The 26,935-nt window shown below is 71.4% G+C and carries 23 protein-coding genes and 1 pseudogene; 10 read left to right on the top strand and 14 right to left on the bottom strand.

Annotated features, from left to right (window positions below):
* The first annotated feature begins 67 nt into the window (after positions 1-67).
* Positions 68-1,750 carry a dolichyl-phosphate-mannose--protein mannosyltransferase gene (locus tag OG898_RS15995; RefSeq protein WP_266960268.1) on the top strand — a complete coding sequence of 561 codons (1,683 nt, stop codon included), beginning with the start codon at positions 68-70 and terminating at the stop codon, positions 1,748-1,750.
* 15 nt (positions 1,751-1,765) lie between these two features.
* Here the strand turns inward: OG898_RS15995 and OG898_RS15990 are convergent, their stop codons facing one another.
* Complete coding sequence (locus OG898_RS15990; RefSeq protein WP_266957567.1) at positions 1,766-2,983, bottom strand: RNA-guided endonuclease TnpB family protein; 1,218 nt, start codon at positions 2,981-2,983, stop codon at positions 1,766-1,768.
* 264 nt (positions 2,984-3,247) lie between these two features.
* On the opposite strand from OG898_RS15990, the gene OG898_RS15985 reads away from it, so the two are divergent.
* Both OG898_RS15985 and OG898_RS15980 read left to right on the top strand, forming a co-directional pair.
* A complete protein-coding gene (locus tag OG898_RS15985) occupies positions 3,248-4,894 on the top strand; it encodes a penicillin-binding transpeptidase domain-containing protein (protein ID WP_266957565.1) in 1,647 nt (548 codons plus the stop codon).
* 332 nt (positions 4,895-5,226) lie between these two features.
* Positions 5,227-5,943, top strand: a complete 717-nt coding sequence (locus OG898_RS15980) for a 4'-phosphopantetheinyl transferase (RefSeq protein WP_250737497.1) — start codon at positions 5,227-5,229, stop codon at positions 5,941-5,943.
* 6 nt (positions 5,944-5,949) lie between these two features.
* On the opposite strand, the gene OG898_RS15975 is transcribed toward OG898_RS15980, so the two are convergent.
* Genes OG898_RS15975 through OG898_RS15960 form a run of 4 tightly spaced genes read right to left on the bottom strand, consistent with a single transcriptional unit; the run spans position 5,950 to position 9,747 of the window.
* Positions 5,950-7,107, bottom strand: coding sequence for a serine hydrolase domain-containing protein (locus OG898_RS15975; RefSeq protein ID WP_266957562.1), 1,158 nt, complete (start codon positions 7,105-7,107; stop codon positions 5,950-5,952).
* A gap of 54 nt (positions 7,108-7,161) precedes the next feature.
* On the bottom strand, positions 7,162-7,944 hold the full coding sequence (locus tag OG898_RS15970) for an energy-coupling factor ABC transporter ATP-binding protein (RefSeq protein WP_266957560.1): 783 nt from the start codon (positions 7,942-7,944) through the stop codon (positions 7,162-7,164).
* Positions 7,932-8,693: a cobalt ECF transporter T component CbiQ gene (cbiQ, locus tag OG898_RS15965; RefSeq protein ID WP_250737504.1), complete on the bottom strand. Its 762-nt coding sequence runs from the start codon at positions 8,691-8,693 to the stop codon at positions 7,932-7,934. Before cbiQ ends, OG898_RS15970 begins: the two co-directional genes overlap by 13 nt.
* Before the next feature lies 1 nt (position 8,694).
* The gene (locus OG898_RS15960) at positions 8,695-9,747 is read right to left on the bottom strand and encodes an energy-coupling factor ABC transporter permease (protein WP_250737506.1); all 1,053 of its coding nucleotides are present in this window, start codon (positions 9,745-9,747) and stop codon (positions 8,695-8,697) included.
* A gap of 195 nt (positions 9,748-9,942) precedes the next feature.
* Here OG898_RS15960 and OG898_RS15955 point away from each other — a divergent pair, with 195 nt between their 5' ends.
* Complete coding sequence (locus OG898_RS15955; protein ID WP_250737508.1) at positions 9,943-10,380, top strand: SsgA family sporulation/cell division regulator; 438 nt, start codon at positions 9,943-9,945, stop codon at positions 10,378-10,380.
* Between the two features lie 97 nt (positions 10,381-10,477).
* Here OG898_RS15955 and OG898_RS15950 read toward each other — a convergent pair whose 3' ends face one another.
* Positions 10,478-12,685 (bottom strand): MMPL family transporter, encoded by a 2,208-nt coding sequence (locus OG898_RS15950; RefSeq protein WP_250737510.1) that lies wholly within the window; start codon positions 12,683-12,685, stop codon positions 10,478-10,480.
* 158 nt (positions 12,686-12,843) lie between these two features.
* A complete protein-coding gene (locus tag OG898_RS15945; RefSeq protein ID WP_266957557.1) occupies positions 12,844-13,434 on the bottom strand; it encodes a TetR/AcrR family transcriptional regulator in 591 nt (196 codons plus the stop codon).
* 209 nt (positions 13,435-13,643) lie between these two features.
* Here OG898_RS15945 and OG898_RS15940 point away from each other — a divergent pair, with 209 nt between their 5' ends.
* On the top strand, positions 13,644-16,940 hold the full coding sequence (locus tag OG898_RS15940; RefSeq protein ID WP_250737514.1) for a S41 family peptidase: 3,297 nt from the start codon (positions 13,644-13,646) through the stop codon (positions 16,938-16,940).
* 78 nt (positions 16,941-17,018) lie between these two features.
* Here OG898_RS15940 and OG898_RS15935 read toward each other — a convergent pair whose 3' ends face one another.
* The 4 genes from OG898_RS15935 to OG898_RS15920 all read right to left on the bottom strand — a co-directional run bounded on the left by OG898_RS15935 (position 17,019) and on the right by OG898_RS15920 (position 20,661).
* Positions 17,019-17,177: a hypothetical protein gene (locus OG898_RS15935; RefSeq protein WP_250737518.1), complete on the bottom strand. Its 159-nt coding sequence runs from the start codon at positions 17,175-17,177 to the stop codon at positions 17,019-17,021.
* 78 nt (positions 17,178-17,255) lie between these two features.
* Complete coding sequence (locus OG898_RS15930) at positions 17,256-18,140, bottom strand: SDR family oxidoreductase (protein ID WP_250737520.1); 885 nt, start codon at positions 18,138-18,140, stop codon at positions 17,256-17,258.
* Positions 18,137-19,123, bottom strand: a complete 987-nt coding sequence (locus OG898_RS15925) for an alpha/beta fold hydrolase (protein ID WP_250737522.1) — start codon at positions 19,121-19,123, stop codon at positions 18,137-18,139. The genes OG898_RS15930 and OG898_RS15925 overlap by 4 nt, the downstream gene beginning before the upstream one ends.
* Entirely contained in the window at positions 19,120-20,661 is a 1,542-nt protein-coding gene (locus tag OG898_RS15920) for an NAD(P)/FAD-dependent oxidoreductase (RefSeq protein ID WP_266960266.1), read from the bottom strand. The genes OG898_RS15925 and OG898_RS15920 overlap by 4 nt, the downstream gene beginning before the upstream one ends.
* Before the next feature lie 220 nt (positions 20,662-20,881).
* Here OG898_RS15920 and OG898_RS15915 point away from each other — a divergent pair, with 220 nt between their 5' ends.
* On the top strand, positions 20,882-21,559 hold the full coding sequence (locus OG898_RS15915; RefSeq protein WP_266957555.1) for a MerR family transcriptional regulator: 678 nt from the start codon (positions 20,882-20,884) through the stop codon (positions 21,557-21,559).
* Here OG898_RS15915 and OG898_RS15910 read toward each other — a convergent pair.
* Positions 21,541-22,344 carry an exodeoxyribonuclease III gene (locus OG898_RS15910; RefSeq protein ID WP_266957553.1) on the bottom strand — a complete coding sequence of 268 codons (804 nt, stop codon included), beginning with the start codon at positions 22,342-22,344 and terminating at the stop codon, positions 21,541-21,543. The two genes, OG898_RS15915 and OG898_RS15910, sit on opposite strands and share 19 nt — an antisense overlap.
* 38 nt (positions 22,345-22,382) lie before the next feature.
* On the opposite strand from OG898_RS15910, the gene OG898_RS15905 reads away from it, so the two are divergent.
* Both OG898_RS15905 and OG898_RS15900 read left to right on the top strand, forming a co-directional pair.
* Positions 22,383-22,886: a GNAT family N-acetyltransferase gene (locus OG898_RS15905; protein WP_266957551.1), complete on the top strand. Its 504-nt coding sequence runs from the start codon at positions 22,383-22,385 to the stop codon at positions 22,884-22,886.
* Between the two features lie 101 nt (positions 22,887-22,987).
* Entirely contained in the window at positions 22,988-23,557 is a 570-nt protein-coding gene (locus OG898_RS15900; RefSeq protein ID WP_266957549.1) for a TIGR04222 domain-containing membrane protein, read from the top strand.
* Between the two features lie 49 nt (positions 23,558-23,606).
* Here the strand turns inward: OG898_RS15900 and OG898_RS15895 are convergent, their stop codons facing one another.
* Together OG898_RS15895 and OG898_RS15890 are read right to left on the bottom strand one after the other, a co-directional pair.
* On the bottom strand, positions 23,607-24,401 hold the full coding sequence (locus OG898_RS15895; RefSeq protein WP_266957547.1) for a DUF4253 domain-containing protein: 795 nt from the start codon (positions 24,399-24,401) through the stop codon (positions 23,607-23,609).
* A 153-nt stretch (positions 24,402-24,554) separates the two neighbouring features.
* Positions 24,555-24,680 (bottom strand): annotated as a pseudogene (locus OG898_RS15890) (DUF4259 domain-containing protein); the annotation flags it as partial.
* Positions 24,681-24,834: 154 nt separating this feature from the next.
* Between OG898_RS15890 and OG898_RS15885 the strand changes: the two are divergent.
* Together OG898_RS15885 and OG898_RS15880 are read left to right on the top strand one after the other, a co-directional pair.
* Positions 24,835-25,713, top strand: coding sequence for a YwqG family protein (locus OG898_RS15885; RefSeq protein ID WP_266957543.1), 879 nt, complete (start codon positions 24,835-24,837; stop codon positions 25,711-25,713).
* A gap of 749 nt (positions 25,714-26,462) precedes the next feature.
* Positions 26,463-26,594: a hypothetical protein gene (locus OG898_RS15880; protein WP_266957541.1), complete on the top strand. Its 132-nt coding sequence runs from the start codon at positions 26,463-26,465 to the stop codon at positions 26,592-26,594.
* Positions 26,595-26,935 lie beyond the last annotated feature (341 nt).

The following is a 26,935-nucleotide window of genomic DNA, read 5'->3' as shown; positions in this document are numbered from 1 at the left end:
TGCGGGGGCCCCGCCCGCCACCGAGGCCGGGCCCGGCCCGGACCCCGCCGACCAGCCGTCCGCCTGGCTGCGCCGCCTGCGCGGCTTCGGCTACGTGCCGCCCGCCGGGGCGAAGCGGCAGTCGGACGTGCGCACCCGCCTGGTGCCCCCGTACGCGCGGCCGTCCGCGCAGCTGTGGGCGCAGATCGGGATCGGGCCTGCCGCGGCGGAGCGCTGGGAGCGGGTGCTGGCGTGGGCCGGGCCGCTGCTGGTGGCGGTGGTCGCCGGGGTGCTGCGGTTCGTCCACCTGGGCACCCCGAAGGCGGTGATATTCGACGAGACGTACTACGCCAAGGACGCCTGGGCCACGGTCAAGCAGGGCTACGAGGCGAGCTGGCCCAAGGACATCGACAAGTCGATCCTCGCCAACCCCGACGGGGTCCCCCTCCCGCTGGACCCGGGCTACGTCGTGCACCCGCCGGTCGGCAAATGGGTGATCGGGCTGGGCGAGTGGATGTTCGGCTTCGACCCGTTCGGCTGGCGGTTCATGACCGCGCTGCTCGGCACCCTGTCCGTGCTGATGCTGTGCCGCATCGGCCGGCGGCTGTTCCGCTCCACCTTCCTGGGCTGCCTGGCCGGCCTCCTGCTGGCCGTGGACGGCCTGCACCTGGTGATGAGCCGGACCGCCCTGCTCGACCTGGTGCTGATGTTCTTCGTGCTCGCGGCCTTCGGATCGCTGGTGATCGACCGGGACAAGGTGCGGGCCCGGCTCGCGGCGGCGCTCCCGGTGGACGAGGAGGGGCGGACCCGGCCGGACGCCCGGATCGCGGAGACGCTGAAGCTGGGCTGGCGCCCGTACCGGCTCCTGGCCGGGGTCTGCCTGGGCCTGGCCTTCGGCACGAAGTGGAACGGCCTGATCGTGCTGGCCTTCTTCGGCGTGCTGATGGTCCTGTGGGACGTGGCCGCGCGCCGCACGGCGGGCGCGGGGGCTCCGTACGCGGCGATGCTGCGCCGCGACGCACTGCCCGGCTTCCTCTCCACCGTCCCCGTGGCGATCTCCGTCTACCTGCTCTCGTGGCTCGGCTGGATCCTCTCCCCCGACAACGGCAAGGGCGGCTACTTCCGCGACTGGGCCGCCAAGAACGACCAGCACAGCTCGTGGTCCTTCGTCCCGGAGTGGCTGCGGAGCCTGTGGCACTACGAGACGGAGGTCTACAAGTTCCACGTGGGCCTGACCTCGGGCCACACCTACGAGTCGAACCCGTGGAGCTGGCTGGTCCTGGGCCGTCCCGTCTCCTACTTCTACGAGTCCCCCGCGCCCGGCACCGACGGCTGCCCGGCCACGGAGACGGCCAAGTGCGCGCGCGAGGTGCTGGCGCTCGGCACGCCGCTGCTGTGGTGGACGGGCTGCTTCGCGCTGCTGTACGTGCTGTGGCGGTGGCTCTTCCGCCGCGACTGGCGGGCGGGCGCGATCGCGTGCGCGCTGGGCGCGGGCCTGCTGCCCTGGTTCAACTACCAGGAGCGGACCATCTTCTTCTTCTACGCCGTGGTCTTCGTCCCGTACCTGTGCCTGGCGGTGGCCATGATGATCGGCGCCCTCCTGGGCCCGGCGGGCTCCTCGGAACGCCGCCGCGCCCTGGGGTCGGTGGCGGCGGGCGTCCTGGTGCTCCTGATCGTGTGGAACTTCATCTATTTCTGGCCCATCTACACGGGCCAGTCCATCCCGATGGACTCCTGGCAGAACCGGATGTGGCTGGACACCTGGGTTTGACTTCCGATCCCCTCCCTAAGGGGAGGGGATTCCTACCACGGCCAGCTGACCGTCTCGGTGAGTTCCTGCTTCTTCGCGCTGTGCCGGGACAAGTCCCGGTCTTACCCGCGCTCGACAGGCTGACACTGCCAGTCCGGCAGCCTTGGCGACGTTGACCGCCGCGTTGATGTCCCGGTCCAGCCACGCGCTGCACGCTTGGCACTGCCAGATGCGGACGCTGAGGGGCTTGGGGCCGTCCTTGACGCCGCACTGCGAGCACACCTGCGAGGTCGGCTCCAACCGGCCGATCCGGATGAGGGTGCGCCCGTACCGGGCGGCCTTGTACTCCAGCATCGTCACGAACGCCGACCATCCGGCGTCGTGTACGGACTTGGCCATGCGCGTGCGGGCGAGTCCCTTGACTGCCAGGTCTTCCACTGCGACCGCTTGGTTTTCGCGGATCAGCTTCGTGGAGAGCTGGTGATGGAACTCGCGCCGCGCGTCGGCCACCTGCGCATGAGCGCGGGCGACCTTGATACGGGCCTTGGTCCGGTTGTTCGATCCTTTGACCTTGCGGGACAGGCGACGCTGTTCCCGCTTCAGCTTCTTCTCCGCGCGGCGCAGAAAGCGCGGAGATTCGATCTTCGTACCGTCCGAGAGGATCGCGAAGTGCGTCAGACCCAGGTCGATGCCGACCTGACCGCCGACCTCGGTCAGCGTCTCGTCCGCGCCGGTCTCGATCACGAACGAGCAGAAGTACCGTCCGGCCGCGTCCTTGATCACGGTCACCGTGGACGGGGTGGACGGCAATGCGCGGGACCACTTCACCCGCACATCGCCGATCTTCGGCAACGACAGGTCACCACCGGTCGTGATCTTCCACCGGGCGTTCGCGGTGAACCGGACGGCCTGCCGGTTGTCCTTGCGGCTCTTGAACCGGGGCGCACCCATACGCGGGCGTTTCCCCTTGAGGCTGTCGAAGAAGTTCCGGTACGCGGCGTCCAGGTCCCGGAGGGACTGCTGGAGCACGACGGCCGAGACCTCGCTGAGCCAGGCCCGTTCCTCGGTCGTCTTCGCGGCCGTGACCTGTTTCGACAACTCCGCCGACGTCACGAACGGCAGGTCCGCCGTGCGGGCGGCCTCACGAGCGCGAAGTGCATCGTTATAGACCACCCGAGAGCACCCGAACGCCCTGGCCAGCGCCGAGCGCTGAGGACCGTTCGGGTACATCCGGAAGGAGTACCCGAGCTGCATGCCGATCAGCGTACTTCGGCTGGTTTATGACCGAGTATCAGAACATTCGCGCGGTCGGCACTGAGCTTTCGTCCTCCACGCCCGCTTGGCTTTCATGGCGAAGTACCGACACAAGCTTGGACTCCGCTGTCGGCCGACCGACCCCAAGGGCAACCAAAGCCCTGAGTCGTTTGTCTGTTCGACGTAGGGTCTACCTCACGGGCCACTTGAACGCGTTCAGCATTCGAGGGCCGGGGGTCGGACACACGGGAACGGGGAGAGGGCATGAACGGGGCTGCAAAGGGGGCCGTCGTCGGCGGGGCCTTCCTGGCGATGCTGGGCGGGGCCGTGTACGGGGTGTACGCGCTGGTGGGGGACGCCGGTGACGGCGACGCGAAGAGCACGAGCGCGACCGGCCCGGCGGTGCCCGCCAAGGGCAGCGGGCCGGTCAGCGACAAGGATGCCGCGGCGACCGCCCAGGCCTTCTTCACCGCGTGGGCGGCCGGGGACGCCCGGGCGGGGGCCGATCTGACGAACAACCCGGCGGAGGCGCAGGGCGCCCTCGGCGAGTTCACGACCAAGGCCTACGTGTCCAAGGTCGCGATCACCCCCGGCGTGCAGACCGGGACCACGGTGGCGTACTCCGTCGCGGCGGAGGTCACCTACGAGGGGGTCACCAAGCCCCTCGCCTACGAGTCCAAGCTGACCGTGGTCCGCGGCAACACCACGGGGCTGCCGCTCGTCGACTGGCAGCCCTCGGTGCTCCACCCGCAGCTCCAGAAGGGCGAGAAGCTGCGCGGCGGCGCGCCCGCCAACCCTCCGGTCAAGGCCGTCGACCGCAAGGGCAGGGAGCTGACGGCGGAGAAGTACCCGTCGCTGCGCCCGGTCCTCGACAGCCTGCGCAAGACGTACGGGGAGCGGCAGGGCGGTACGAGCGGCGCCGAGCTGTGGATCGAGCCGGTCGCCCAGGAGGCCCCCCGGCGGACCCTGCTGACGCTGGTCGAGGGAAAGCCCGGGGAGATCGAGACCGTCCTGGACGCGGACGTCCAGGCGGCGGCCGAGCAGGCGGTCCTGAAGTTCCCGCAGGCCTCGGTGGTCGCCGTCCAGCCGAGCACCGGGAACATCCTGGCCGTCGCCGACCACCGCGGGGACGGCTTCCCCGCCTCCCTCAGCGGAGCCCGCGCGCCCGGCTCCACGATGAAGATCGTGACCGGCGCGATGCTGCTGGACCGGGGCCTGGTGGCGGCGGACAAGGTCGCCGAGTGCCCGGCGGAGGTGCAGTGGGGAGGCAAGACCTTCAAGAACCTGAAGGGCTTCAAGCTCGACGGCGAGACCTTCGCGACGAGCTTCGCCCAGTCCTGCAACACCGCCTTCATCAAGCAGATCAAGCCGGTGGACGACGACGACGCGCTCCCCAAGGAGGCCCGTGAGGTCTTCGGCATCGGCGCCGGCGTCGAGTGGAAGGTCGGCGTGCCCACCGTCGACGGCAAGGTCCCGGACGCGACCGGCCCGGCGGCGGCCGCCGCGTACATCGGCCAGGGCCAGATCCAGATGAACCCGCTCACGATGGCCTCGGTCACCGCGACCGCACGGACCGGGGTCTTCCGTCAGCCGGTGGTGGTCAAGGCCTCGCTGGACGGCCGCGAGATCGCGCAGGCCGGCCGGAAGATGAAGCCCTCGGTGGCGGCGCAGCTGGTACGGATGATGAAGCTGACGGCCACCTCGGGCACCGCCCAGGGTGCGATGTCCGCGGTCCACGGCTCCGACAAGGGCGCGAAGACCGGCTCGGCGGAGGTCGACGGGGCGCAGAACCCGGACAGTTGGTTCACCGGTTTCAGTGGCGACGTGGCGGCCGCGGCGATGGTCGAGGGCGGTGGCCACGGCGGCGACGCGGCGGGCCCGATCGTGGCGGCCGTCCTGAACGCGGGCTGACCGGGAGGCCCTTCCCCGCCGGGCCGTATACGACGCGAGGAAGCCGTACGGTGCGGGGCGTTGCGCCCCGAGAGCAGGACCCGGACCGGGCCCTCGCCCGCCCCGGCTTCCTGCCGCACCGCCACCGCCCGTCCGCGCGTACCTGCGGAACCAGGTCTCCGAGGACGCACTCACAGCGCCGCGCCCCCGTCGATCCGGACCACCTGGCCGGTGATGTACCCGGCCTGCGGGGAGGCGCGGATCGGCGCGCGCCGGCCCGTTGCCAGGTCCGGCCTGTACGGCATCCAGCGCGGCTCCGGGCCGTTCGCCGGGCCCCGGTACCGTGACCGTTCATGACGTTGCTTCCGGCCGGCGGCCCGGCCCCTGCGGGATTACTGGCCCCGCTGCTCCCCCCGCTGGTGACCGCCGTCGACACCTTCCACGACAGCGCCGAAGCCTTCCTGTTCCCCGAGGAGGAGGCCCTGGTCGCCAAGGCGGTGGCCAAGCGGCGGCACGAATTCACCACGGTGCGCCAGTGCGCACGCGCGGCCCTGGCCGGATTCGGCTTGCCGCCCGCACCGATCCTGCCCGGCGCCGGTGGCGCGCCCCGCTGGCCCGGCGGCATGGTCGGCAGCCTCACGCACTGCGACGGATACCGGGCGGCGGCCGTCGCCCGGGACACGACGGTGGCCTCCCTCGGCATCGACGCCGAACCGGCCGAACCGCTGCGGGGCGAGGGCACGCTGAACCTGATCGCCCTCCCCGCCGAACGCACCGCGCTGCGCGAGCTCGCCGCCCACCGCCCCGCAATCCCCTGGGACAGGCTGCTGTTCAGCGCGAAGGAGTCCGTCTACAAGGCCTGGTCCCCGCTCACCGGCCGCCGGCTCGGCTTCCAGGACGCACACCTCACCCTGCGCCCGAACGGCACCTTCACCGCCGCCCTCCTGGTCCCGGGCACCACGACGGCCGGCCCCCCGCTGACCGGCTTCGACGGCCGCTGGCAGGTGCGCGACGGCCTCGCCCTCACCGTCGTCGCCGTGCCCCCGCGTGCGTGCGCCGACCCTGCCTGAAAGCCCCTACAGCGCCGAGCGGACGGCCCGGACCAGGGCCTGGGCGCGCGGGTCGGCGGTGACCGACTTGGCGTGGGCGTTGGTGACGTAGCCGAAGCCGATGCCCGCCTCCGGGTCCGCGAAGGCCAGCGAACCGCCGCGGCCCGGGTGTCCGAAGGAGGCCGGGGACAGCAGCGGGGACGCGGGGCCGTGCAGCATGTAGCCGGGGCCGAAGCGCGTGTTGACCAGCAGCACCCGGTCGGGTCCCGAGGAGAACTCCTTGCCGGCCAGCGCGGTGGTGGCCGGGGTGAAGATCCGCGCGCCGTCCTCCACCACGCCGATGGTGGCCGCGTAGAAGCGGGCCAGGGCGCGGGCGGTACCGATGCCCGCGGAGGCAGGCAGCTCGGCCGCCCGGTAGGCGGGGTCGTTCTCGTCGGGCAGCGGGTCGATGGCCGCGAAGGCGCGGCGGGTGAGGGAGTCCGGATCGGCGTAGGCCGCGGAAACGTTCCGCTTCGGCCGGGTCCTGAGCGTGCCCGCGCTCTCCGGCGGATCCACCGGCGCCACCCGGCCCACCCGGTGCTCCTCGGACTCCGGCAGGCCGATCCAGAAGTCCAGGCCCAGCGGCTCCGCGATCTCCTCGGCCAGGATGCCCCCCAGCGAACGGCCGGTCGCCCGCAGCACCAGCTCGGACAGCAGCCAGCTGAAGGTCTGCGCGTGGTAGCCGTGCTCGGTGCCGGGCTCCCAGAAGGCCCGCTGGGCGGCGACCGCACGCGCTCCGGACACCCCGTCCGCGGCCTCGGCCACCGTCAGCCCGCGGTCCAGGGCAGGGACGCCCGCGCGGTGCGCGAGCAGGTCGCGGACCCGGGTCCGCTCCTTGCCGCCCGCCTTGAACTCCGGCCAGTACGAGCTCACCGGCGCGTCCAGGTCCAGCAGGCCGCGCTGCTGGAGCAGCAGCGGTACGGCCGCGGCCACGCCCTTGGTCGCGGAGCGGACGATCTGCACGGTGTCCTCGGCCCAGGGTTCGGTGCCCTCGGCGTCCTTGGTCCCGCCCCAGAGGTCGACGACCTTGCGCCCGTCCCGGTACACGGACACCGCCGCGCCCCGGTCCCCGAGCACCTGGAAGTTGCGTACGAACGCGTCCCTGACGGGCTCGAAGCCCTCCGCCACCACACCTTGGATGTCCACGGCCTGTGCAACAACCTCCGACCGGCGGTTATGCCACCGCCGACAGGCCCTGGGTCAGCCGATCACGACGGAGCGCGGGTCGAAACCGAAGGGCAGTTCCAGCCGGTGCGCCCGCATCAGCGGCTCGTCGCAGAGCACGTCCTGGGTCCTGCCGTCGGCCACGATGGTCCCCTCGCTGAGGATCACCGCGCGCGGGCAGAGCTCCAGTGCGTAGGGCAGGTCGTGCGTCACCATCAGCACGGTGACGTCGAGCGAGCGCAGGATGTCCGCGAGCTCGCGGCGCGAGGCCGGGTCCAGGTTGGAGGACGGCTCGTCCAGGACGAGGATCTCGGGCCGCATGGCCAGGACGGTCGCCACCGCGACCCGGCGGCGCTGCCCGAAGGAGAGGTGGTGCGGGGGCCGGTCCGCGAAGGCGGCCATGCCGACCTGCTCCAGCGCCTCGCGCACCCGCTCCTCCAGCTCGGCGCCGCGCATCCCGGCGGCGGCCGGGCCGAAGGCCACGTCCTCCCGGACGGTCGGCATGAACAGCTGGTCGTCGGGGTCCTGGAACACGATCCCGACCCGGCGGCGGATCTCGGCGAGGTTGCGCTTCGCCACGGGCAGCCCGGCCACACTCACGGTGCCGACGCCGCCGGTCAGGATGCCGTTGAGGTGCAGCACCAGGGTGGTCTTGCCGGCGCCGTTGGGACCGAGCAGCGCCACCCGCTCCCCGCGCCCGACGGCGAGGTCGACCCCGAAGAGGGCCTGGTGGCCGTCGGGGTAGGCGTAGGCGAGGCCGGAGACTTCCAGCGAGGGCGGAATCGGGGCCGGGGCCGGGGCTGCGTTCACAGGGTCCATCCCATCAGACAGACGGCGAGCGCCGTCACCGGGAGGGCGGCCGCGTACGCCCACTGCGTGCGGGTGGCCGCCACCTCGTCGATCACCGGCATCGAGCCGGCGTAGCCGCGGCTGACCATCGCGAGGTAGACCCGCTCACCGCGCTCGTAGGAGCGGATGAACAGGGCTCCGGCGGTCTTCGCGAGGACACCCCAGTGCCGGATCCCGCGCGCCTCGAAGCCGCGGGAGCGCCGGGCGATGGACATCCGGCGCAGCTCGTCGCTGATGACGTCCCCGTACCGGATCATGAAGGAGGCGATCTGGACGAGCAGCGGCGGCAGCTTGAGCCGCTGGAGGCCCAGCAGCAGGGCGCGCAGCTCGGTGGTGGAGGCCAGGAGCACGGAGGCGGCCACGCCGAGGGTGCCCTTGGCCAGGACGTTCCAGGCGCCCCAGAGGCCGGAGACGCTGAGCGACATGCCGAGGAACTCCACCCGCTCGCCCTGGGCCACGAAGGGCATCAGGACGGCGAAGGCGACGAAGGGCACCTCGATCAGGAGGCGGCGCAGCAGGAAGCCGAGCGGGATCCGGGCCACGGCGGTGGCGGCCCCGATGAGGACGGCGTACAGGCCGAAGGCCCACACCGCCTCGCGCGGTGTGGACACGACGACGGCCACGAAACCGAAGGTCGCGGCGAGTTTGCAGTGCGGCGGCAGGTCGTGGACCGGCGAGCGCCCCGGCCGGTAGAGCTTGTGGGCGTGGCCCGCGCCCATGTCAGGCGGCCGGTACGGCCGTGGAGGCGGCCGTCAGGTCGGCGCTGCGGCGGCGGCGCACGGTCCAGAACACGCCGGTCCCTACGAGGACGGTCGCGCCCACGCCGATGACCCCGGCGAGGCCGCCGGACAGACGGGCGTCGGAGACGTCCTTGACGCTGTAGTCGGCGAGCGGGGAGTCGGCGGCCGCGTGCTCGGTGACCTTCTGGTCGATGCCCTTGTCGGCGGCGACCTTCTCCAGTCCGTCCGGGCTGGAGGAGGCGTAGAAGGAGACGATGCCGGCCAGGGCCAGCGCGGCGACCAGGCCGGTGATCCACACGGGCTTGGTGGAGCGGGCGGCGACCGGCACGGCGGCGGCGGCCGGGGCGTCGACGAGTTCGCCGCCGACGCGCAGCTTCAGCGGGGCGGACAGGCCGCGGGCTCCGTGGACCAGGTCGGGGCGGACGGCGATCACGGCGCCGACGGTGGCGGCGGTGATGACTGCCTCGCCGATTCCGATGAGGACGTGGACGCCGACCATGGCGCCGAACACCTTGGCTACGGGGACGTCGGTGGTGCCGCCGAGGGCGTAGAGGAGGGTGAAGAAGGCGGCCGCGGCGGGCACCGAGAGCAGGGCTCCGGCGAAGGCGGCGACGGTGATCGAGCGACGGCTGTCGGGCAGCAGCCTGACCAGCCCGCGGAAGACGGCGTAGGCGACGACCACGGTGACGACGCCCATGGTGACGATGTTGACGCCGAGGGCTGTCAGGCCGCCGTCGGCGAAGAGGAGGCCCTGCATGAGCAGGACCACGGACACGCACAGCACACCCGTATAGGGGCCGACGAGGATCGCGGCGAGCGCGCCTCCCAGCAGGTGGCCGCTTGTTCCGGCCGCGACGGGGAAGTTGAGCATCTGCACGGCGAAGATGAAAGCGGCGACGAGTCCGGCGAGCGGCGCGGTGCGCTCGTCGAGCTCCCGGCGGGCGCCGCGGAGGCTGACCGCCACGGCTCCGGCGGCGGCGACACCTGCGGCAAGGGAGACGGGGGCATCGATGAAGCCGTCGGGCACATGCATGGTTCTGCTCCGCTTCCTGCGGTCCGGCGAGCGGTCCGTTGAACTGACAAAGTCTTTAACCGTTCAAGAATAGGGCCTTCTTGCGAATGGTTGGCAAGAGCGGTGGCGCCACAAATAGCCCCGTGCGGATTCGTGGGAATGTGCGAGGCTGGGGGCAATACGGACGCAAATGTTCCGATTCGAGGAGTCTTGTCGATGTCAGCCGCCGCCGAGAATCCATCCGCAGGTGCCACCGCCACCCGGGCCGCGACCGCCACGGCCCCCCTCGTCGAGGCCCCTTTCATCGAGGAGCGCGTGCGCGCCCGAGTGATCACCGACGATCCCCTCTACCGGGCCATCCCGGTCGCCCTGCGCTTCGTCCCCGACGAGCCGCTGGCCGTACGGATCGTCTTCCCCGCCGACCTCTCCCCCGAGGGCACCGACAACGAGTGGGTCTTCCCCCGCGCCCTCCTGGAAGCCGGCCTCCAGGCCCCGACCGGGACCGGAGACGTACGCGTCTGGCCCTGCGGGCGCGTCCAGGCGGTCGTCGAGTTCCACTCCCCGGAGGGCGTCGCGGTGGTCCAGTTCGACATCGCCGCCCTGCGCCGCTTCCTGCGCCGTACGTACGCGCCCGCGCCCGCGGCCACCCGTTAGGCCCAGCCGGACCCGCCCGATCCCACGAGAACGGCCCCGCACCTCCCGGTGCGGGGCCGTTCTGCGTACTACCCGGTGCCTGTCACCGACCCGAGGGTCAGACGTTCGCCAGCTCGCGGTCCTTGTCGGGACCGGCGCCGTCCGAGGAGTCGCCGAGGTGCTTGCGCAGGCTCTCGCCCTCCACGTCCACGTTCGGCAGGATCCGGTCGAGCCACTTCGGCAGCCACCAGGCCTTGTGGCCGAGCAGTGCGAGGACGGCCGGAACGATGGTCATGCGGACGATGAAGGCGTCGAAGAAGACGGCGATCGCCAGGGCGAAGCCGATCATCTTGACCATCTGGTCGCTGGCGCCCATGAAGCCGGAGAACACCGCGATCATGATGACGGCCGCGGCCACGACCACCCGGGCGCTGTACTGGAACCCGGTGACGACGGCCTGGCCCGGCCGCTCCCCGTGGACGTACGCCTCGCGCATGCGGGTGACCAGGAAGACCTCGTAGTCCATGGCCAGACCGAAGACCACGCCGACCATGAAGATCGGCATCATCGACATGATCGGACCGGTCTGCTCCACCCCGAAGAGCGAGCCGAGCCAGCCCCACTGGAAGACCGCCACGACGGCGCCGAGGGCGGCGACCACCGAGAGCAGGAAGCCGAGCGCCGCCTTGAGCGGGACGAGGATCGAGCGGAAGACGAGCATCAGCAGCAGGAAGGCGAGGCCGACGACGAGCGCCAGGTAGGGCAGCAGCGCGTCGTTCATCTTCTGCGAGAAGTCGATGTTCATCGCGGTCGCGCCGGTGACGAACACCTTGCCGCTGTCGCTGCCCTCGCGGATCTCGTGGACCAGGTCCTCGGTCTGCACGGAGGACGGCCGGTCCTTCGGGACCACCGTGATGACGGCGGCGTCCTTGGCCTCGTTCTGGGTGGCCGGCATGACCGCGGCCACGCCGTCCAGGCCCTTGATCCGCTCGACCGTCGCGTCGGCGAGCGCCTTGTCCCCGTCGACGACGACCATCAGCGGGCCGTTGAAGCCGGGGCCGAAGCCCTCGGAGAGCAGGTCGTACGCCTGGCGCTGGGTGGTGGACACCGGCTGGGCGCCGTCGTCCGGCAGGCCCATCTCCAGCTTGCTGGCCGGGATGGCGACGATGCCGAGGCCGATCACGCCGGCGAGCAGCACCATGACGGGGCGGCGCAGGATGAAGCGGGCCCAGCGGGTGCCGCCGTTGGGCTTGGCCTCCGCGCCTTCGGCGGCAGCCTTGCCCTTGCCGAACAGCTTGCTCTTGGTACCGGCGGGCAGCACCTTCTTGCCGGCGAACCCGAGCATGGCCGGGACCAGCGTCAGGGCGACGAAGACGGCGATGACCACGGTGCCGGCGGCGGCGAAGCCCATCTTGCTGAGCATCGGGATGTTGACGACGGCCAGGCCCACGAGGGCGATGACCACGGTCAGTCCGGCGAAGACGACGGCGGAACCGGCGGTTCCGACGGCCCGGCCCGCGGCCTCGTCGCGCTCGCGGCCCTCGGCGAGCTCCGCACGGTAGCGGGAGACGATGAAGAGGGCGTAGTCGATGCCGACGGCGAGGCCGATCATCATCGCGAGGGTGGAGGTGGTGGAGCCGAGGTCCAGCACGTTGGCGAGCGCGGTGATGGACGAGATGCCGATGCCCACGCCGATGAGCGCGGTCAGCAGCGGCAGGCCCGCGGCGATGAGCGAGCCGAAGGTGATGACGAGGACGATCGCGGCGATCATGATGCCGATGATCTCGCCGGAGCCCGTCTCGGGGGCGGCCTGCAGGGCGTCGCCGCCGATCTGGACGTTCAGGCCGTCGGCCTTGGCGGCCGTGGCGGACTCCGTGAGGGCCTCGCGGGTGGCGTCCGTCAGCTCCATGCCGCTGACCTTGTACTTGACGCTGATGTACGCGGTGGAACCGTCCTGGCTGACGGCCTGGGCCTCGTACGGGCTGGTGACCGAGGAGATCTGGTCCTTGCCCGGACCGTCCTTCAGCTCGCCGACGATCTTCTCGACCTGAGGCTTGACGGCCTCGGAGTCGACCTTCTCGCCGGCCGGGGCCTTGATCACGATGCGGGCGGTGGCGCCGTCGGCGGCCATCCCCGGGAAGCGCTGGTCCAGCAGGTCGAAGGCCCTCTGGGCCTCCGTGCCGGGTATGGAGAACGAGCCTGAGGTGGGTGCGGACGCCGATGCCGCGCCGAAGCCGGCGACGAACAGCAGCGCCACCCAGACGAGGGCGACGAATCGGCGGCGCCGGAAGGCGCCCCTGCCGAGTCGGTAGAGGAAGGTGGCCACGTCGGTGGTTCTCCCGTTCGGGTCGTGGGATGGATCAGGGCATGGAATGCCGTTCCGACGACGAGAGCGGCGTGTCAGGGCAGGCAGGAATCGAGCGCGGGGACAGCGCGGGCGGGCGGCTGCCGGGTGAGCAGCCGGGCTGGTGAAGCCGGGCAGGATCAGACGCCGAGGGCGGGGAAGACCACGGCGTCGATGAAGTCACCGAGGAACGCCCGGTCGACGGACCGGTCCTCGATGAGCGGAAGGGCGATGAACGCCCCGATGAGCATGTGCGGAACGAAGGCCAGGGCCGGACAGTCCGGGGCGATCTCGCCCCGGTCGACCGCTCTCTGCAGCATCTCCTGCAGACCGTTGATCTCCGGATCGACCAGCAGGTCCCGCAGCGCCTTGTGGAGCTCGGGGCTCTCGTGCACCGCGTGGGTCAGGCCCCGCATCAGCGCGGTGTCCTTCGCCATCTGGGCATCGTCGGAGTTCTCGATCATGACCCCGAAGTCCCCGCGGATGCTGCCCGTGTCGATCTCCCGCAGGGAGACCGGCTGGGTGCAGCGCAGGGCCTTCGCGACCAGCTCGGGCTTGCTCCCCCACTGGCGGTAGAGGGTGGCCTTGCTGGACTTCGTACGGGCGGCGACCGCGTCCATGGTCAGCGCCTCGTAGCCGACCTCGCGGAGGAGGTCGAGGACCGCACCGTGCAGTTCGGCTTCCCGTTCGGGGGTGATCCGGCTGCGACGCGACATGACCTCTTCGACCATCTCGGCATCTCCTCCCGACCTTGCCCAACCGAACGAAACCGTTTCGTACGGATCGACCATACCCCGGCGCCAAGCGAAACGAAACCGTTCCGTTTCGCTAGGGACGTGGTGTCGGTCACGTACCCGAGGCCTCCCGCATCCCCCGCGGGAAGCCGCATGGATCACCTGTACGAGTTGCCAGCCCCCCTCCGCGCGGAAAGCATTGGGGGGTGAGTCACGACGCGGCGTACCTCCGGTTCCCCCATCTCCACGACGATCTGCTGTGCTTCGCCACCGAGGACGACCTCTGGGTGGCGCCCCTGGTTCCTCCCGGAGAGCCCGCGGGCCGGGCCTGGCGGATCACCGTCGACCGGACCCGGGTGGGCCACCCCCGGTTCTCCCCCGACGGCAAGCACATCGCCTTCACCACCTGGCGCAGCCTCGACCCCGAGATCCACCTCGCCCCCGTCTCGGGCGGCCCGGCGCGCCGCCTCAGCTACTGGGGAGCCACCGACACCCGGGTCTGCGGCTGGACCCCGCCCGACAAGGACGGCCGCAGCGACATCCTGGCCGTCTCCTCGCACGGCCAGCCCTTCTCCTACTTCGCCTGGGCGTACACCCTCCCCACCGACGGCAGCCCCGGCGGCCGGCTCCCCTGGGGGCCCGTCTCCGACATCGCCGTCCACGACGAGGCGCCCGACGGGGAGGAGCCGGGCGAGCGGCGCACCCTGCTGCTGACCGGCAAGCCCCCGCACGAGCCCGCCGCGTGGAAGCGCTACCGCGGCGGCGCCACCGGCCGGCTGTGGCTGCACGGCGAGCGGCTGCTGGAGGGCATCGAGGGCCACCTCGACTCGCCGATGTTCGTGGACGGCCGGATCGCCTTCCTCTCCGACCACGAGGGCATCGGCAACGTCTACTCCTGCCTGCCCGACGGCACCGACCTGCGCCGGCACACCGACCACGAGGAGTTCTACGCCCGGCACGCCTCCAGCGACGGCTCCCGGATCGTCTACCAGTGCGCCGGAGACCTGTGGATCGTGGAGTCGCTGGCCGAGGGCGCCTCCCCGCGCAAGCTGGAGGTCCGCCTCGGCGGCCCCCGCGCCGGCCGCCGCACCTACCAGGTCCCGGCCGCCAGCCACGTCGACTCCCTCTCCGTCGACGCCACCGGGCGGGCCAGCGCCGTCGTCGTGCGCGGCAGCCTGTACTGGCTGACGCACCGCGACGGGCCCGCCCGCACCATCGCCGACACCCCGGGCGTACGGGTCCGGCTGCCCGAGATGCTCGGCAGCGGCGGGCAGGTGGCGTACGTGACCGACGCGGAGGGCGAGGACGCGATCGAGATCGCCTACCTGCCCCGCGCCTCGGGCGACCGCGAGCCGCGCCGGCTCGCCTCGGGCGCGCTGGGCCGCGTACTGGAGCTGCTCTCCGATCCGGACGGGGAGCGGCTCGCGATCGCCTCCAACGACGGCCGGCTGCTGCTGATCGACGCCACCGAGGAGTCCAACGGGGAGGCCAGCGAGCTGATCCGGTCCGAGAACGGGCCCGTCACCGACCTCGCCTTCTCCCCCGACGGCTGCTGGCTGACCTGGTCGCACCCGGGCATCGGCCGCTCGCTGCGCCAGATCAAGATGGCCAAGATCGCCGGACCCGGCTCCCCCACGATCGTGGACGTCACCAACGGCCGCTTCGAGGACGAGAACCCCGTCTTCACCCGGGACGGGCGCTACCTCGCCTTCCTGTCCTGGCGCGGGTTCGACCCCGTCTACGACGTCCACACCGGCGACCTGTCCTTCCCGCTGGGCTGCCGCCCATACCTGGTGCCACTGTCCTCGGCCACCCCCTCCCCCTTCGCCTTCTCCCCCGACGGGCGCCCGGCGGCGGGCGGACTCGACCCCGTCGAGGGGGACTCGGAGTCCGGCGACGGCGCGGTCACCGTGGAGGTCGAGGGGCTGGAGAGCCGGGTGACGCCCTTCCCGGTGTCGGCCTCCAAGTACTCGGCCCTGTACCCGGTGCACGGCGGCGGGCTGGTGTGGCTGCGCTGGCCGATCTCGGGCGCGCTCGGCGAGACCTTCGCCAATCCGGCCGACGTCAGCGGCAAGCCGACGCTGGAGTACTTCGACCTCACCAAGGCCCGCAAGACGGAGCTGGCCTCCGGGCTGGACTGGTTCGCGGTCAGCGGCGACGGCACCCGGCTCGTGGTCAACGAGGACGGCGACCTGCGGGCCGTCCCGGCGACCGAGTCGGGCGACAGCGACTCCACCGTCTACCTGGACCTGCGGCGCATCCTGCACGAGGTGGACCCGGCAGCCGAGTGGCGCCAGGCCTACGAGGAAGCGGGGCGGCTGATCCGCGCCTACTTCTGGGAGCCGAAGATGTGCGGCATCGACTGGGACGGGGTGCTGCGCCAGTACCGCTTCCTGGTCGAACGGGTCGCCTCCCCGGACGAGTTCGCCGACCTGATGCGCGAGGTGCTCGGCGAGCTCGGCACCTCGCACGCGTACGTGTCCCCGGCCCGCCGCAACGAAGGGCCTCCGCACTACCAGCGGGCCATCGGCCTGCTCGGCGCCAACCTCTTCCCCCGCGACGGGGCCTGGGTCGTCGGCCGGATCCTGCCCGGCGAGTCCTCCGACTCCAAGGCCCGCTCCCCGCTCGCGGGCACCGGCATCCGCGAGGGCGCGGTCCTCACCCACGTGGACGGCCGGCCGGTGGACCCGGTCACCGGGCCCTACCCGCTGCTGTCGGCGGCCGGCGGCACCACGGTGGAGCTCACCTTCGAACCCGCCGAGGGACAGGGCCGCGCGCGCCGGGTCGCGGTCGTCCCCCTCATCGACGACCGGCCGCTGCGCTACCAGGACTGGGTGGCCAAACGCCGCGATGTGGTCCGGGAGGTCAGCGGCGGGAAGTGCGGCTACCTGCACATCCCCGACATGGGCGGCTCGGGCTGGGCGCAGTTCAACCGCGACCTGCGCGCCGAGATGTCCAAGCCGGCCCTGCTCGTGGACGTACGCGGCAACGCCGGCGGGCACATCAGCGAGCTGGTGGTGGAGAAGCTGACCCGCTCGATCCTCGGCTGGGACCTGACCCGCAACGCGCAGCCCGTCTCCTACGCCTCCAACGCGCCCCGGGGCCCGATCGTGGCCCTGGCCGACGAGGCGACCTCCTCCGACGGGGACATGATCACGGCCGCCTTCAAGCTGCTGGGGCTCGGCCCGGTCGTCGGCCAGCGCACCTGGGGCGGGGTGGTCGGCATGACCGGCCGGCACACCCTCGGCGACGGCACGGTGATCACGGTGCCGATGAACGCGGCCTGGTTCCCCGAGTACGGCTGGTCCGTGGAGAACCACGGCGTGGAGCCCGACCTGCCGATCCTGCGCACCCCGCTCGACTGGGCGGAGGGGCGGCACGCACAGCTCGACGACGCCGTGCACCTGGCGCTGGAGCTGCTGGAACAGGACCCGGCCGCGGTACCGCCCGGCTACACGGACGTACCGGACCGGCGCCGGCCGAAGCTGCCGCCGCGGGGCTGAGCGCAGGGCACGCAAGAGGGGTGCGACCCGGGACGGCGGGTCGCACCCCTACGTATTGCTACGTGTTGCCAGGTACCGCTACTTGTCGAAATTCTCGTCGAAGGCGTCGCGGGCCCGGTCCTTGGCCTGGTCGGCGGCCTGCGAGGCGCGCTCGGACACCTCGTCCTGCTTACCGGAGGCCTTGGCCCGCTCCGCGAGTTCCCTGGCCTTGTCCTGGAACTGGTCCTTGATACCCATGTGTCCTCACTCCTGCAGCGGTGTTCGGTAAGGGGAACCCGACCAGTCTCGCCCAGGTGGACATTCCGCGCATTCCGGTCAGCGGCTCTGACTGCGCTCCTGCTCGTCCGCGGCCCCGCCGGCCCCCACAAGCCCCTTGGAAACACTGGCCAGTCGCGGCTCGAACCGCTTCATCTCGCGCTGCCCGACTGCCGAGATGATCCCGGGCAGGTACCCGCGGACCCCCTGCATGCCGCGCAGCCACCACTGCGCGTAGACGTGCGCGGAACGCCGCTCGATGCCCGCCACGATCCGGTCGACGGCCGGCCCCAGCGGGTACGTCTGGTTCGACGGCCACGGCAGCCGCTGGCGCAGTTCGCGCATGACCTCGTCCTGGTCGGCGCCGCGCACCATGTCGGTGTCGGTCCAGGACAGGTAGCCGACGCCCACCTTGACCCCCTTGTAGCCGACCTCGGCGCGCAGGCAGTGCGCGAAGGCCTCGACCCCGGACTTGGAGGCGCAGTAGGCGGTCATCATCGGCGCCGGGGTGATCGCCGCGAGGGAGGCGATCTGCAGGAAGTAGCCGCGGCTCTCCATCAGTACGGGCAGGAACGCGCGGGCGGTGACGGCGCCTCCGATGAGGTTGACCTCGATGACCCGGCGCCAGGCGTCGGGGTCGGAGTCGGCGAAGGGCCCGCCGGAGGCGACGCCGGCATTGGCGACGACTATGTCCACCTTGCCGAAGCGCTGCTTGACCTCCTGCGCGACCCGGGCCATGGCCTCGTGGTCGGTGACGTCGGCGTACCAGTGGTCGCTGTCGGTGTGCAGCCGCCCGGAGACCTCCTTGAGCGCCTCGGGCTCAAGGCCGACGAGGGCCACCTTCGCGCCGCGGGCGGACAGTTTGCGGGCGAGCAGCTCGCCGACCCCGCGCGCGGCCCCCGTGACGACGGCGACCTGTCCTTCCAGACTCTTACGAGCACTCACGGGGTCTTCTCCTTTGCGGGTTCGTTGACGTCTGCGGGTTCGCCGGCGCCTGCCGGTTCCTCGACCACGCGGGACCGGCTGACGTACACCTCGGCGAGCTCGCGCACGGCGGCGGTGACGGCCTCCGGGGCCTCGATCGGGCTCATGTGCCCCACCCCGGTCAGTTCGGTGAGGCCCACGCAGTTCGGCAGCGCGGCCGCCAGCCCCCGGGCGTGCACGATCGGCGTCAGCCGGTCGCTCTTGCCGCCGATGACGGCGGTGGGCACGGTGAGCGCGGCCAGCTGCGCGTCGAGGTCCAGGGAGGCCAGCACCCCGGACCAGGCGTGCCGCACCGGGGTGGGGCAGGCGTGGACGATCCGCGCGCAGGCCTCGACCTTGTCGGGCGCGGAGCCGGGGCCCATGGTGGCGTACTTCAGCACCTTGCGGGCGACGGGGGTGACGGGCCCCAGCGGGGCCCGGGATCCCAGGACGGCCCCGGTGATACGGGTCCTCGCGCGGCCGGCCCGCCACGGCAGGACCTGCGACTCCTCGACCAGCCGGCCGCTGCCGGTGCTGCACAGCAGCGCGGCCGCGGCGTGTTCGGCGAACTCCGGCCGGGCGGCGGCGGCCATGACCGTCATCCCGCCCATGGAGTGGCCCGCGACGACGGCCTTCTCGCCGGGGGCGAGGGTGGCCTCCAGGACCGCGACGAGGTCGTCGGCGAGGGCTTCGGTGCCGTAGCCGGACACGATGCCCGCGGGGCTGCGGCCGTGGCCCCGCTGGTCGTAGGCGATGACCCGGTGCCCGGTGGACAGGGCCCGTATCTGCGCGGCCCAGAAGGCGGTGGAACAGGTCCAGCCGTGTGCGAGCACGACGGCCGGGGCTCCGTCCTCGCCGTGCACCTCGACGTGCAGGCGCGAGCCGTCGGCGGAGGTGGCGACCAGCTCCCGCCGAGCGGCGGGCGGCGCGTACGGCCCGGCGGTCACATGCATCAGCCGGCTCACGCGGCCCCCTCCTGCACGGCAGATCCAGCCCCGCCGGCGGCAGCCACCTGGCGCTCCCGGTGGCGTACGACCTCGTACTCGCTCAGGTCCACGCCCAGGGTCTCCTTGCGGAACTCCCCGGTCGTGCCCGGCCACACCGTCGTGTTGCGCCCCTGCGCGTCCAGGTACCAGCTGGTGCAGCCGCCGGTGTTCCACACGGTCCGCTCCATGCGGGTCTGCACCTGCCGGTTCCACGCGTTGACCGCGGACGGCCGCGCGGCGAGGGCGACCTTCCCGCCCAGGACGCCCAACTGGCGCATGTAGTCCGCCATGTAGTTCAGCTGCGATTCGATCATCAGGATCATCGAGCTGTTCCCGAGCCCGGTGTTCGGACCGATGATCGTCATCCAGTTCGGGAAGCCCGCCGCGGTGGCCCCGCGCAGGGACTGCATCCCGTCCTTCCAGGCCTCCGCGAGGGTCTTTCCGTCGACGCCCACCACCCGGTCGGCGATCGGCATGTCCGTGACGTGGAAGCCGGTGCCGAAGACGATCGCGTCGGCCTCGGTCTCGGTCCCGTCGGCCGCGACCAGCACCGAGCCCCGGATCTCCTTCAGCCCGGAGGCCACGAGGTCCACGTTCGGCCGGGCGAGCGCCGGGTAGTACTCGCTCGACAGCAGGATCCGCTTGCAGCCGATGCGGTACGAGGGCGTCAGCTTGGCCCGCAGTTCCGGGTCCTTGATCGAGCGCGCCATGTTCGCCTTGGCGAGGGACTCGATCAGCCCGAGCTGGTTGGGCCTTTTGGTGAAGGCGCTGACCTGGAGCTCCCGTATCCCCCACAGCAGCCCGCGGCGGGCCGCCCGGGTGAAGGGGAGCTGGCGGTGCAGCCAGCGCTCCACGGAGGTGATCGCCCGGTCGGTGCGCGGCATCACCCACGGCGGGGTGCGCTGGAAGAGGGTGAGCCGCTCCACCTCGGGCGCGATGGCGGGCACGATCTGGATGGCGGAGGCGCCCGTACCGATCATGGCGACGCGCTTGCCGCGCAGGTCGTAGTCGTGGTCCCAGCGGGCGGAGTGGAAGACCTTGCCGGGGAAGCCGGCGAGTCCGGGTACGTCCGGCATCTTCGGGTCCGACAGCGGCCCGGTCGCGGAGACGACCACGTCGGCGGTGAAGTCCCCCGCCGAGGTCTCTATCTCCCACCGCATCCCGTCCGCGTCCCACCGCATCATCAGGACTTCGTGGTTCAGCCGGATGTGGCGGCGCAGCCCGAAGGTGTCGGCCACGTGCTCCAGGTACTCCCTGATCGCGGGCTGCCCGGAGAACGTGCGGGGCCAGTCGGGATTGGGAGCGAAGGAGAAGGAGTACAGGTGGGAGGGCACGTCGCAGGCGCACCCGGGGTAGTTGTTGTCCCGCCAGGTGCCGCCGACGGAATCGGCGCGCTCCAGGACGACGAAGTCCGTGATCCCCTCGCGCCGCAGCCGCACCGCGGCTCCCAGCCCGCCGAACCCGGACCCGATCACCGCCACGCGTACGTGTTCGCGTTCCTGCTCGCGCCCGTCCATGCCACCGCCCATGCCAGCCACCTTCGGATGCCGATGCCAACGCCCATTCAGATGCTGCCAGCAATCACTGGCACAATCGGGAGAGTAGAGCAGCCCCGTACTCATGGGTAGGGGTCGCGCCGGGAAAGTTACCGGGAGTACGCCCTAGGCTGCGCACGTGCCGCACAATGCGACGCAGGACGCGGCGCCACCCACCAACGCGACAGGGGCAAGGACCACAGTGCGCGAATACCGCACGGAAGAGCTGGCCGAGGCCGCCGGCATTCCCGTACGCACCCTGCGCTTCTACCGTGAGCGCAAGCTCCTGCCGCCGCCGCGCCGCGAGGGCCGCATCGCCTGGTACGACGACCAGCACCTGGCCCGGCTGCGCACCATCGCCGCCCTGCTGGAGCGCGGCCACACCCTCGGCGGGATAGCCGAGCTGACCGTCGCCTTCGAGAACGGCCGCGACGTCGGCCAGCTGGGTGAGCTGCTCGGCATCGGCTGGTCCGAGGAGACCCCGGTCCGCCTGACGCCCGAGGCCCTCGCCGACTACTTCGAGGGCGAGGTCACCCCGGAGAACCTGGCGGCCTCGCTCGACCTCGGCTACCTCGCCACCGACGGCGAGGAGATCGTCCACGTCAGCCGCCGGCTCCTGGACGTCTCCTCGGCCCTGGTCCGCGAGGGCGTACCGCTCTCGGCCGTCCTGGAGGCGGGCCGCCGGGTCCGCGAGCACGCGGACGCGATGGCGGCCCTGTTCGCGGAGCTCATCTCCACCCACATCTCGGAGGAGGCCGTCCCGCGGCTGCGCCCCCTGGCCAAGAGCGTGGTCGAGGCGGAACTCACGATGGCCATGGAGCGCCTGCGCCCACAGACGGGGACTCCTCAGACGGGGACTTCTCAGACGCCGAGCTCGTAGACCACGGTCACGGGCGCGTGGTCGGACCACCGCTCGGGGTGCGTCTCGGCCCGCTCCACGAACGCCTTGACGGCCTTGGCCGCCAGCCCCGGCGTCGCCACCTGCAGGTCGATCCGCCAGCCGGCGTCGTTGTCGAAGGCCCGCCCGCGGTAGGACCACCAGGAGTACGGCCCCTCGGTGTCCGGGTGCAGGCTCCGCACCACGTCCACGTACCCGGCGGTGTCGTACACCTTCCCGAGCCACTCGCGCTCCTCGGGCAGGAAGCCGGCGTTCTTCCGGTTGGTCTTCCAGTTCTTCAGGTCGGCTTCCTGGTGGCAGATGTTCCAGTCACCGCAGACGACGACCTCGCGCCCGTCCGCGGCGGCCCGCACCTTGAGCTCCTGCAGATAGTCGAGGAACTCCCCCATGAACCGGTACTTCTCGTCCTGCTTCTCGGTCCCGGCCTCCCCGGAGGGCAGGTAGAGACTGGCGACGGTCACGCCCGGCAGGTCGATCTCCAGGTAGCGCCCACTGCTGTCGAACTCTTCGCTCCCGAATCCGACCTGCACCCGCTCCGGCTCCCGCCGCGTGTAGAGCGCGACCCCGGCCCGCCCCTTGGCGGCGGCCGGAGCGAACACGGTGTGCCACCCCTCGGGCGACCGCACCTCCTCCGGAATCTGGCCCTCCTCGGCCCGCACTTCCTGCAGGCAGACGACGTCGGCATCCGACCCGGCGAGCCACGGGGAGAACCCCTTCTTGGCGGCGGCGCGGATCCCATTCACATTCACGGAGGTCACAGAGAACATCCCTGCACGATAGCCGGAGCGTTCCGTAGGCTGTTCCGATGTCTCAGGAGATCCAGCTCCGCGCCGTGTCGTACGACCACCCGGACGCGGTCAAGCTCAACGACCAAGTACAGATCGAATACCAGGAGCGCTACGAGGGCGAGGGCGATGAAACGTTCCTCGACCCGGCGATGTTCGTCCCGCCGAGGGGCCTCTACCTCCTCGCCTACGACGCTTCGGGCGCGCCGGTCGCCAGCGGCGGCTGGCGCGGCCACGAGGCGAACGACGAGGGCTATGCCGACGGCGACGCCGAGCTGAAGCGCATGTACGTGATCCCCGAGGCCCGCGGCCTGGGCCTGGCCCGCCGCATCCTCGCGGCCCTCGAAGCGGACGCCCGCGCGGCCGGCCGCCTGCGCATGGCCCTGGAAACCGGCGACCAGCAGCCGGAGGCCATCGCCCTCTACCTCTCCGAGGGCTACACCCTGACGGACGCCAAGTTCGGCCACTACCGCTTCCACGACTCCAGCCGCTGCATGACGAAGCCGCTGAACCCGGGAGCCTGACCCGGTTCGCCCCTGCCCGGAACCTCAGATCTGCCTCTGAACCCCCCACCGCCACGGTCCATCCGCGGGCACTGCGCCCACACTGGGCCGAGGACGTCACCATGACCCGACGGGGGCCCATGCACACGGATCCGAGCATCTACGAACTGGCCCACCTGGCCGGCGGCCCGCAACGCGTCGCCGAGGCCGCCCTGATCGCCCTGCGCGACCTCGGCGCGCTGACCGTCACCGGCCCCCGCGTCCGCGCGACCACGCCCGCACCGCCCGCCCGTCACCCGGTCGAAGCGGTGCTCACGGCGTTCTGCTCGCGCGGACGCGGCGTCCCGGCCGCGATCGCGGCCGTGCGCGAGGCCCCGGAGACGGCAGAAATCGGACGCCGGCTCCGCACCCTGGGCCTCCTCCCCCGCTTCGGCCACCGCCCCACCCGCGCCGGCCGCCGACTGCTCGCCGAGGCGAAGTCGGCCGCCGCGCACCCCGCGTACGTCTTCCAGGGCCCGTCCGCCATCGAGGACCGCCTCCTCCGCGGCCTGATCACCGGCACCCGTACCCCGACGGTCCTGGACCGCCTGAGGCCCCGCCCCCCGGCCCTGGACCGCGACATCAACGGAAACTTCGGCTCCGGCCAGGACTTCAGCAGCTTCGGCGGCTCCGGAGGCTCCGGCGATTCCTGACCCGAACACAAAAGTCAGCTGAGTGATCGTTTCCCAGATGCGGGACGGGTCAGTCCCACCAGAAGTCCCAGCGGTGGGCGCCGGTGATCCGCTCGGCGTACGCGGCCAGCGTGTACGGCCTACAGCCCTGCCAGACGTTGTCCGGGCAGAGGGCGAAGTGCTCTCCTGCGACCAGGAGAGCATCCCGCTCGCTCACCGGCGGCGCGGCGACGCTGAGGTGCAGCGTGGCGAACCCCACCGCGACGACACGGGCACCGAACCGGTCCCCCCAATCTCCGAGGACCGCAGAGATCTTCGCGGTGTCGTTGTCGTAGTTGCAGGGTCCGAACCAGCCCGCGACCGTCAACGCTTCGGCGCCCGACCCTGCGGCGACCAGCCCCAGACGCGTCCGTGGCCGGTCGACGAGGAAAGCCCGGACGGACTCGGAGGCCAGTTCATCCGCGCCGGCGACCGCTCCCCGGCTGGGCGCGAGGCCGGGCCATGCCTGTCCGAAGGGGGCGGTGACGGCGAGGCGCCTTTTGACGTCGAGCATGTCGTCGTCTTCGTCGTCGGCCGTGCAGGCCGTCCACCACTGCGCGAGCAGGTCGGCAGGGTCGTGGCTTGCCGGGGAGGTCATCTGCTCGGGGAAGACCTCCCCGGATCCCCGTGGGCGGAACTCACCGGCGTCCGGATCCAGCGCGTCGAGCAACAGCGGCCACAAGCCGGAGCGTGGGTGTTCGGCGCGCATCCGTGCCCACAGCTCGGCCGTGGCCGGCCCGTCGCTGAGCCACAAGGGCTGCGCGTCTCCATCGCCTTCGTCGGACGTGATCATCCGGCCTGGCGGGAGCAGGTCCTCAAGGCTCACTGAGCGGGTCCGACTGCTCGATCGCGGAACATGGTGGCCTTCCAAGGAGGACTCGACTGGTGGTCACGGTGGGTCAGACCGGGCTGAGGTGTTCACCTGGAGGCGGCGTCAGCACGCTCTGCAGGCGGCGGATGCCGGCACGCCAGGGTCCGCGTCGATGACATGGGTGAGAGTGCCACGGACGACACCCTCGCGCTCGCCTGCGGCTGCCTCGTCGAGGTCACCGCCGAAGTCCGCCGCGGTGTCGTTGTCGAAGGGGCCGATGTCCCAGGTGCCCATGGTCTCTCCCGATCATGATGTTGACCGGGGCATCATGACAGCGCCCACTGACAGCAGCCGCGCAGCCCGGGCTGCTTGGAGATCCACGGCTGCGGGCTGAGCAGCTGCGCGCGTGGCTGGAGGGCTGCCGAGGCATCTGTCAGTGGTGCCGGGCATGATCGCGCTCATGACACACGGTTCCCGAGATGCCTTCCGCGCTCTCGCTTCGCAGCATCTGTCACCCCAGGAAACCGAGAAGTGGATCGGTCTGCTTCGCCCTGGTGCGCGTCTTGAGGTAGCGGCGGGCATGGACGACGTGGTCGGCCGGCTCGGTGGCCTGCCGGCTTTGCCGATCGCCTCGCAGTGGCCGGCCTGGGAGGGGCACGGTCCGCTCTCCTTCATCGCCTCGATCGACTGCGCGCGACTGCCGAAGGCCTCGCTGGACATCGATCTCCCCGAAGCGGGCACGCTTCTGTTCTTCTACTTCGACGGGCAGTTGGACGACGGTGAAGCGCTCGTTCTGGCCGAGGACCGAGCGAGCTGGGCAGGTGCCCGCGTGCTCCATGTGGCTGCCGACGAGAAAGTGGCGGAGCGTGAAGCGCCCGCCGGGCTCAAGCCGTACCCGGCGGTGCAGCTGACCGCCCGGGCGCAGATGACGGCGACCGAACCGTGGCATCCGCGCGTCAGGGACGCCTTCGCTCCAGGTGCTCCGCTCGGGAACCGGTACGACCATCCCGTATGCGCTCAGGACTTCCTCGACGCCCTGTGGGAGTTCGGCGGAGAGGTGGGGCACCAGATCGGCGGCCATGCCCACTCGGTGCAGAACCCCGTGGAGATCGAGGTTGCGGAGGCGGTCCTGGACGGCGAGGTGCCCTGGCACGACCCGCGGTTGTCCGAGGAGACGGACAACTGGGTGCTGCTGGCCCAGTTCGACAGCGAGGACACCGCGGACATGATGTGGGGCGACGCCGGGGTTCTGTACTGGTTGATCCGCCCACAGGATCTGGCGGAGCGGCGCTTCGAGCGGGCGATGTTCACCTGGCAGTGCGGCTGACGGGCATCGCAGGCCCCGGCTTGAGGTGTCCGGTACACGCTGCACCTGCCCGGTGAGCCCGGAAACGACGAAGATCCCGTCCGATCTTTCGATCGGACGGGATCTCGTCACCGTTCTCGGGAGCAACCCGTGAACTGTCGTTTGTGGGCCGTTCACGGGTGGGGCTGAGCTGGGGGAACGCGGACGTTCCCAGAGGGCTTCCCAGCGCCGAGAGCGCCATTTCCCAGGTCAATGCACGACACATCCAAGCCCTGCCCACAATGATCAGCCGATGCCCGAACGGCTTCCAACGCGCCCCCGGGGCCCTCCTCAGCGGACCTTCGGTGACCCGCATAGACGCCACCAGGAACTCGGCAGTACCCGTCCAGCCCATCCAGGTGGCTATTCATGCAGCCGACGTCGACTCTGTCCTCATGCGCGTCCTCAGCCCTCGCTTCAGCCGAGTAGTCACCCTCGCCGCAATCGACGACACCCAGCGCGTCGCTCTACTCCCCCACCCCAGCCCTGCCCCCCACCAATGGGCACTGCCACGGTGCAGCGTCCAACTGCTGGAGTCATACCAACAGGCGGCCGTCCGGCTCGCACTGCATCACTTCGGCGACAGGGACGTGCGGTGGGGATCCGTCGAAGGGAGACGCTGGGCACCCCCACCAACCGGCGCACCCCTGAACCGCAGGGAGGAACACGTCTTCATCGCTCGCGTAGGCCCTCCCCTACCTAGAGGGGCGACTCAGACCGCAACTCCCCACGTGGGCCCGCTATGGACACCACGCACAGCCCTCGGGCACCTCCTGAAGGAACCGCACGTCGACACCACCGGCACCCTGATCGACGGCTACCTCGACGGCTGGCTACCCGACGGACCGATCACCCTCAACTGATCAGACAAGGGGACCCACAGCGGGAGCTGCGGCTCGCCGGGCGGATATGGCGGATATGGCGGTGCCCGGCGGGAAACTGTGTCCCCGCCGGGCACCGCGGCGTCGCGGCCGGCCTCCGCCGCAACGCCCGCGATCCCCGTCACCCCTCACAGCCTCGGCCTAGGGTGGTCGCAAACCGGACGCAACCGACTACGCCGCAGCCCTGAAGCTGAGCTCAGCCTTGCTCACGGGCCTTGCGCCTTCCGTGCCCCCAATCGACCAACCCAACCGGTGCTCCTGACGCCTCGGCCTCCGTCAGGAGAGCAGCGAGTTCAGGTGCTGAGATGTCATCGATCCGAAGC

Source organism: Streptomyces sp. NBC_00193 (assembly GCF_026342735.1).
GTDB classification, from domain to species: Bacteria; Actinomycetota; Actinomycetes; order Streptomycetales; family Streptomycetaceae; genus Streptomyces; species Streptomyces stoeckheimensis.
Note: the sequence above shows the minus strand (reverse complement) of the source record. Positions and strands in the feature narration are given on the sequence as shown.